Source organism: Arthrobacter sp. B0490 (assembly GCF_002929355.1).
In the GTDB taxonomy this organism is placed as follows: Bacteria; Actinomycetota; Actinomycetes; order Actinomycetales; family Micrococcaceae; genus Arthrobacter_D.
The window spans coordinates 1-7,122 of sequence record NZ_PJIR01000030.1 but is presented as its reverse complement, the minus strand read 5'-3'; the positions used below and the strand labels follow the sequence as shown (position 1 = coordinate 7,122).

Sequence of the window (7,122 nt, the reverse complement as noted above, 5' to 3'; positions counted from 1 at the left end):
TGAGGGCACCCCGCACGAACGCATCCAGGACGCCATCGACCGCCTCAAAGCACTCGTTGGCGTCATCCCCGGACTGCACTCCCTTGAAGCCGGCATCGACATCGGCACCGGCAACTTCGACTTCGGTCTCATCGCCGAAATCGAGGACCGCGCCGCACTCGACGCGTTCTCCACTGATCCCCGACACCTGGACATCGCCATGGACATCCTGACCTTCAGGAACCCCGACGACATCGCCATCCTCGACTACACCACCTAACCCACCACCCCGTCCCCGGGGCGGTTGGGGTGGCTCCTCGGGGCGCCCACACGCGCCCCGGGAACCACCCCAACCAACACACATGCCCTACTAACACGCCTTACCAACACACATCCTGCCGACAACCACCCGTGATTCCCGCTCAAAGCGTTCCCTGATTTTTGCCAATGCCTTGACATTGACACTAGTGGCAGGGCTCAGACTGGAAGCAACTATCTGTTTAGCAAAGGAAATCTTATGAAGATCGGCATCCTCGGTGCAGGGGCGATCGGGTCGACACTCGCACTTAAGCTCGCTGCGGCAGGGCATAACGTGAAGGTTGCAAACTCTCGCGGGCCGCGAACCATTGACCCCGACATCCTCGTGACAGGAGCTGCAGCAGTTGAGGCGGTCGATCTCGTAGATGGCATCGAGGTGCTCATCACCTCGGTACCACTGAGCGCGATGCCAGCCCTCCAGCCCCTCGTCACGAAACTTCCCACCTCCGCTGCGGTTATCGATACGTCGAACTATTACCCGATGCGCGATGGTCATATACATGCACTCGATAACGGGCAGGTCGAAAGCCTGTGGGTCGTTGATCAGCTCGGCCGGCCTGTGGCGAAAGCGTGGAACTCCATTGTTGCCGGGTCCTTTGCCACGAAGGGGACGGCCCTCGGGACTTCCGACCGCCTAGCGCTACCGGTGGCTGCTGACCGCGAAACAGACAAGACGGTAGCCCTGAGCCTGGTGAAGGATACAGGCTTCGACGCCTTCGACGCCGGAAGTCTCGCTGATTCCTGGCGTCAGCAGCCCGGCGCCCCCGCTTACTGCACCGACCTGACCCTAGGGGCTCTCCCCGACGCGCTGGCAGCTGCGAAAAAGGATCGGATTCCGCAGCGTAGGGACATCGCCATGGCGACGATCGGCGCAAGGGTCGAGGCCGGAACTATCGTGACCGCAAACGACATCGTCGACGTCAACCGGGCGACCTATAACTGATTTCCTGCCCGCCCGGGTCCAGCGAGGACCTGTCGCCGTGAGAGTCCTTCCGGGGAACGTCCGTTGATGGGTCGGTACCCAAATCGCTTGAGCCTTCGACAGTTCATCAACCCTTGAACCCCCCAAGCCGCGAAGGAAAAAAGGACCGCTGACACATCACCTACCCGATTATGCGCATCGCGATGCTTCGATCAGCGTCAACTTGTACACCACGGTCGTCGGTCTTAAGTCTGTGCCGGAAGAACTGTTTCGGGCGTACTGGCGTGACGTGCACGGGCCCCTGTGCTCGCGGGTTTCCGGGCTTGACTGGTATGTGCAGCACCACTTCGCCCGACGTCAGGACTCCCATCTGTGGGAGGGACCGGACGGGGTCTGGGCGTTGCCCGGCTATGAGTTGGACGGAGCTGTTGAGATCGGTTGGGTTTCGGGAGAGAAGCAAGCTGTCTTTCAGGACGCCTCGAGCATTCTGTTTTCGGACGAGCAGAATATTTTCGAGGAGACAGCTGCATACACGTTGCCCTCAGGGTCAGTGACAGTCTTCGACCGTCAGCAGGACCGCGAACCCTAACGGGCTCGACAAGCTCGACCGACTACACGTGCATTTCACTCCTCGGGCGGGCCTCGCATCCCAGCTCGCCGATTACCTTTGCGGAAAGTTTGCTGACATAGCCAGAAACAGCGCGGAAGTCATCAAGGTCCGCGTCCACGCGCCCGACCCGCATGACAACAGCACGCCGAATCCGCCAACCCCGAACGTGCAGCACACGGTGTCCAAGAATCGGAGCTCGCTGGTCATCCTGCAACTCGCGTTTACCGACCCTCTAGCCCAACGGCGCTTCTTCGCCTCCGCCGCTTATCCGGCGACGCTCGCCCGCAGGACCAGCCCTCCCTCGGGGTGGCTCAGCCCCTGCTCGGTTGTGCTGTGGGCGGTCAGGGTGAGGGATCTCTGCGTTATTGCTGGTCCTCCCGCTGGTTGGCTTGTTGGTTGTTTTGATGGGCGACGGGGTGAAGTGGGTGCGCTCGTTCCAATGCGGCGCCTTCGACGTCGACGTTGGGGAGGATGCGCTCGAGCCAGCGAGGGATCCACCAGGCCGTGCGTCCGAGCAGGTGCATGAGGGCTGGCATGACGAGCATGCGGATGATGAAGGCGTCGACGAGGACGCCGAAGGCCAGGCCGAAGCCGACTGCCCGGATGATGGTCGAGTGGGCGAAAATGAACCCGCTGAAGACCGACACCATGATCAGGGCCGCGGCGGTCACGACGGAGCGGCCGGCCCGGAAGCCCTGCGCAACGGCGAGGCGGGCCGGTGAGCCGTGTACGAAGGCTTCACGCATCCCGGCGGTGAGGAAGAGCTGGTAGTCCATGGCGAGGCCGAAGAGGATGCCGACGAGGATCACCGGGAGGAAGCTCAGGATCGGCCCGGGATCGTGGATGCCGAAGAGTCCGCCGAGCCAGCCCCACTGGAAGACCGCGGTCAGGGCCCCATAGGTGGCGATGAGCGACAGGATGAAGCCGGCCGTGGCAATCAGCGGGACGAGCAGCGACCGGAAGACGATCACCATGATGAGGAAGGACAGGCCGACGACGACGGCCACGTACAGCGGGAGGACGTCGGCGAGGTTGCCGGAGATGTCGATGTTTGTCGCGGCCTGACCGGCGACGCCTAGCGTCGACCCATCGGGGGAGGGGAGGGCCCGGATGCTGCGGACGAGGTCCTCTGTCGAGGGGTCGTTCGGGCCTCCGACAGGGATGACCTGGAACGCTGCGAGGGTCTTGTCTTCGGAGACTGCGATCGGAGCGACGGCGGTGACGTCTGCTTGATCAGCGATGGAACGGACCGTTTCGAGTTGTGCTGTCAGGACGTCGGTGTCGTCGAGGCCCTCAGGCAGGTGGGCTGTGATGAGCAGGGTTCCGTTGACCCCGTCGCCGAACTGTTCGGTGGTGATCTGGTGGGCCCGGTACTGTGTGGAGTCCTCCGGTTCGGAGGAACCGTCGGGCAGTCCAAGTCGCATGGATAGGGCTGGCGCGGCGACCAGCAGCAGGACGGCTGCTCCCGCGATGACACCGGCCACCGCGTGACCGGTCCTAATGGGAGTTATTGGTTTCATGGCCCTGTGCTGCGCGGGGCGCCCGCGGTGGGCCTGCTCCTTATGGGACAAGACCCGAAGTTTCGCGAGTCCGAGCAGTGCTGGTGTGAGGCTGATGGCCACGAGGACTGCGACCGCGACCGCGACGGCACCAACGGTGCCCATGAGACCGAGGAACGGGACTCCTGTGATGTTCAGTGCCAGCAGGGCGACGACGACGGTGGATCCCGCGAACACCACTGCGTTACCGGCGGTACCGTTCGCCAACCCGATAGATTCCTGCAAGTCCGTTCCGGCAATGAGCTGCTTGCGGTGTCGGTTGAGAATGAACAGGGAGTAGTCGATACCGACCGCGAGGCCCAACATCAGACCCAGGACCGGTGTCACCGAGGCCATCTCCACGGCGCCTGAGAAGGCCAGCGAAGCCGTCAGGGCGACACCGATTCCCACGACGGCGCTCACCAGCGGCAGCGTCGCAGCCAGTGCGGTTCCGAGCATGACGAACAGGACGAGGGCTGCAATGATCAGGCCGACGACCTCGCCGGGGCCGAAGATACTAGGAGTGGCTTGGGCGAGGGAGTTCGCGTACTCAACGGTCACACCCTCGATAGGGTGCTCTGCCACATAGCTGATGACTCCCTCGCGGGTTTCATTGCTCAGCTCAAGCTGAGGGACGTCAAAGCTGACGTTGATGATGGCGGTGGTTCCGTCGTCGGAGACCGCTCCGATGTTCTCGGCGAAGGACAGCAGTTCGGCGCCCACCTCGAGCTGTCGGTTCTGGGCCTCAAGCTCTGCACGCCCGTCGTCGAGCGTCTGTTGCTGTGCTTCGAGTGCGGTCGACTGCGTATCCAGTCGTCTCTGCTGGGCGGCGAGGGCCCCGGCAGCTGCTCCGGACACGGCCTGTTGCGACCGGGCCAGCTGGGCCTGCGCTGCATCGAGTTGCTGGAGTCCTGCGTCGAGCTGTGCCTGGCCGGCGTCGAGTTCGGCACGACCTGCGTCAATCTGGGCGCGTCCATCCGTCACTGTTTGTTCCTGCGCGGCGAGCTGGTCTTCAGTGTCGAACGGGTCGATGACAGTGGAGACATCGGGGAGGTCTCTTGCGTTGGTCGTGAGGTTCGCCACGGCGTTCTTTTGAATCTGCGTGAAGGGTTCGCCGTCGTCGGTCTGCAGTACCACCGCTCCCGAGCCGCCACTGAGATCAGGCAACTCCTCGGCGAGCTCGTCGGTGACTTTCGCGGCGTCTGTGCCCGGAATGTCGAAGCTGGACGCCAACGACCCGCCGAACGTGAGGAAGGACGTGATCGCGAGGGCGAGAATGGCAGCCCACGCTCCAACGACCCGCCAAGCATGGGTGGCAGCCCATGAGCCAAGACGGTAGAGGAACGTAGCCATGGAAAATCCTTACGTTGAGAAGCACCAACACTTAGACAATACGGTTCGTCTCGTCTTACTACCAACTAGAATGATGTGATGTTGACCAACCATCGCTCCGGGGCTCAGCGCAGCGAGGCCGCCCGGACGGCGATACTTAGTGCTGCAGCACAGTTGTTTGCCGCGAGTGGGTACGAGCGCCTGACCATGGAAGGCATTGCGTCCGCCGCCAAAGTGGGCAAGCAGACGATCTACCGTTGGTGGCCTTCGAAGAGTGCTCTGATCGCAGAATGCCTTGCAGACGGGTATCTCCTGCCGAACGAGCGTTTCGACCCTCCGGCCACCGGGCACGTCGTGGATGACGTCACGTCCTGGCTTAGGGCGATCATTGATCATTTCCAGTCCGAGGGAAACGATCGGATCTTCCTGTCCTTGGTGTCCGCGGCAGCCGGCGATCCTGGGGTCGCAAAACACTTCAATGCACGCTTTGGCGGCGGAAATACTATCGAAGCCAGGCTTCAACAAGGGATCGATGCTGGGGAGCTTGGGGCGGAGGTACCGATGGAGCGCGTAGCTGACGCCCTGATTGGAGCCATGGTCTTCCGGGTGCTCGCACGATCCAGGATGGAGCCCACCTTCGCCGCAGACATGGCGCGTATGGTGTTGGCTCCCTACACCAACTTACCCACGCGGACCTGACCCGCGATGCTGTGACGAAGACCTTGGATCAGTTCCAAAGTGCACGCGTTTTACGCCCCACATGTCGAGAAGGCCGGGAGCACCCTGCCGCACTACGGTTTTCAGGGTGGGGTTGAGATCTGCGGCTACATGCCGCACGGTCTTTGCAGCCGGATGATTGATTGCGGGCAAGTATGGGTTAGACGTCCCGCATCTTTCGGGCGTGAATTTCGCGAGTGACGCTGTCGATGAGGACGAGGGCGAGGATGCCGTACAGGCTGAAGTGCCGCTGGCATCCTCGTCGAAGGCTGGCACCCGGCGCTACCGCCACTATTCGCGAACAGTCACCCCGCATCCATCCCCTGAGGTCTGCTCGAACTAGTTCATGCGACCTGTGTGCATGAGTGTCTGCACGGCTGGTTCGACCTGATTACTTGCGGCCATCGCTGTGATCAATTCGGCTACCCGGCTGCCGCGAAGACCCGCAGTTGTCAGCTCCCCGTCGCGTACGAACGTGAAGACTCCAGACACCGGGAACGCAGTGATGAAGGCTGCAAGGTCTTCCTGATGGGTGAGCGTTGACTGATACTCCGGCGAAGCATAGAACCGTCGTCGCGCCAGCGGGTCGATGAAGGCGATTTCGAGGATCACCAGGGACACCCGGTCACCGATAACGGTGTGCTCCACATTCGGAGCCGGCGGATTCGGTGTGCTGTTGTCATGATCGTCCGGTGCGTGCACGCGAACCTTAACAACCTCTTGACTTTCTCTGGCCACGCCAGCGAAATCCTCGCGGAGGTACGTTGCAAGAGCCGATGCCTGCCCGGCTTTGGGGGTGAAGTGAACATGCAGGCGGTCCAGGGTGTCCTGGCCATTCGGCGTCGCGTCCAGTTGGTGGTCGAACACGGTCGTCGACCCAGCAGGAAGCGGGTACGCCGCGGTCTCTTCGAAGACGTTTTGCTCGTCGGAGAACAGGATGCTGGCAGCGTCCTGGAACACTGCCTGGGTGTCGGCAGTCGTCCACCCGATCTCTACAGCTCCGTCGAGCTCGTAACCGGGGATCACGCCGATACTTGCCGGGCCCGCCCAAAGGTGCGAATCCTGGCGCTGGGCGAAGTGGTGCTGTACGTACCAGCCCAGTCCTGGGACGCGAGAGCACAGGGGTCCGTGGACATCACGCCAGTAAGCGCGGAATGACGCTTCCGGGACAGCCTTGCGTCCCACGACGGTCGTATAGGAGTTTGTGCTGATGGAAGCGTCGCGTGCGCCGTGGTCCGGCGAGTTCATTGTCATAGTCTTTGTCCATTTGTAGGTTCGTCACTTCACCCAGCAGGCTAAAGGGACGGAAGAATCGGATGACCGGAACGGTTCGACCGAAGGCGTGCACACGTAGCTTGCTCGCCTGGGTCAGCCCAAGGCAACCAGTGCTTCACGAGAATCATGAAGCTCGAACAGGTTGACGACAGGAGTTGCGGTCAGGTAACTGAGCAGTTGGAAAACTGCGCTCGTTCATCCCAGCTCACCGCGAACCGTCCGCAGCGAAGGTTCGGTCCCTTGCAGCGTCGTTACTTCCACCGACATTCCCGTGGACACGTGCAGCTACCACCGCAGTTCGGGATGGCTTAAGAGCAACCCGGCGCCCAGATATAAATCACCGATAATTGACCTTGCGTCAGGCCCGGCTGAGGCACGGTGGAAATCGAGCTCCGGCGTGGACTAGGGGTCGGAGGCGCGCTGGTCGCTCG

6 protein-coding genes are annotated in these 7,122 nt (G+C 62.1%); 4 read left to right on the top strand and 2 right to left on the bottom strand.

Annotated features, from left to right (window positions below; translation table 11 throughout):
- The 3 genes from CXQ97_RS18370 to CXQ97_RS18360 form a co-directional block, all read left to right on the top strand.
- Positions 1-259 (top strand): Dabb family protein (locus CXQ97_RS18370; protein WP_146069727.1); only part of this gene is annotated, 259 nt, incomplete at its 5' end.
- A 237-nt stretch (positions 260-496) separates the two neighbouring features.
- Positions 497-1,240, top strand: coding sequence for an NADPH-dependent F420 reductase (locus CXQ97_RS18365; RefSeq protein ID WP_104182334.1), 744 nt, complete (start codon positions 497-499; stop codon positions 1,238-1,240).
- Positions 1,241-1,442: 202 nt separating this feature from the next.
- The gene (locus CXQ97_RS18360; protein WP_146069726.1) at positions 1,443-1,808 is read left to right on the top strand and encodes a hypothetical protein; all 366 of its coding nucleotides are present in this window, start codon (positions 1,443-1,445) and stop codon (positions 1,806-1,808) included.
- Positions 1,809-2,191: 383 nt separating this feature from the next.
- Here CXQ97_RS18360 and CXQ97_RS18355 read toward each other — a convergent pair whose 3' ends face one another.
- Entirely contained in the window at positions 2,192-4,720 is a 2,529-nt protein-coding gene (locus tag CXQ97_RS18355) for an MMPL family transporter (protein ID WP_104182332.1), read from the bottom strand.
- A 78-nt stretch (positions 4,721-4,798) separates the two neighbouring features.
- Between CXQ97_RS18355 and CXQ97_RS18350 the strand changes: the two genes are divergently transcribed.
- A complete protein-coding gene (locus tag CXQ97_RS18350) occupies positions 4,799-5,398 on the top strand; it encodes a TetR/AcrR family transcriptional regulator (RefSeq protein WP_104182331.1) in 600 nt (199 codons plus the stop codon).
- Between the two features lie 357 nt (positions 5,399-5,755).
- Here CXQ97_RS18350 and CXQ97_RS18345 read toward each other — a convergent pair whose 3' ends face one another.
- Entirely contained in the window at positions 5,756-6,664 is a 909-nt protein-coding gene (locus tag CXQ97_RS18345; RefSeq protein ID WP_219815468.1) for a hypothetical protein, read from the bottom strand.
- Between the last annotated feature and the right edge of the window lie 458 nt (positions 6,665-7,122).

Bases quoted from the DNA above. Each gene is read 5' to 3' on its own strand.
- CXQ97_RS18350 (WP_104182331.1), top strand. From the start codon at position 4,799: ATGTTGACCAACCATCGCTCCGGGGCTCAGCGCAGCGAGGCCGCCCGG.
- CXQ97_RS18355 (WP_104182332.1), bottom strand. From the start codon at position 4,720: ATGGCTACGTTCCTCTACCGTCTTGGCTCATGGGCTGCCACCCATGCT.
- CXQ97_RS18345 (WP_219815468.1), bottom strand. From the start codon at position 6,664: ATGAACTCGCCGGACCACGGCGCACGCGACGCTTCCATCAGCACAAAC.
- CXQ97_RS18365 (WP_104182334.1), top strand. From the start codon at position 497: ATGAAGATCGGCATCCTCGGTGCAGGGGCGATCGGGTCGACACTCGCA.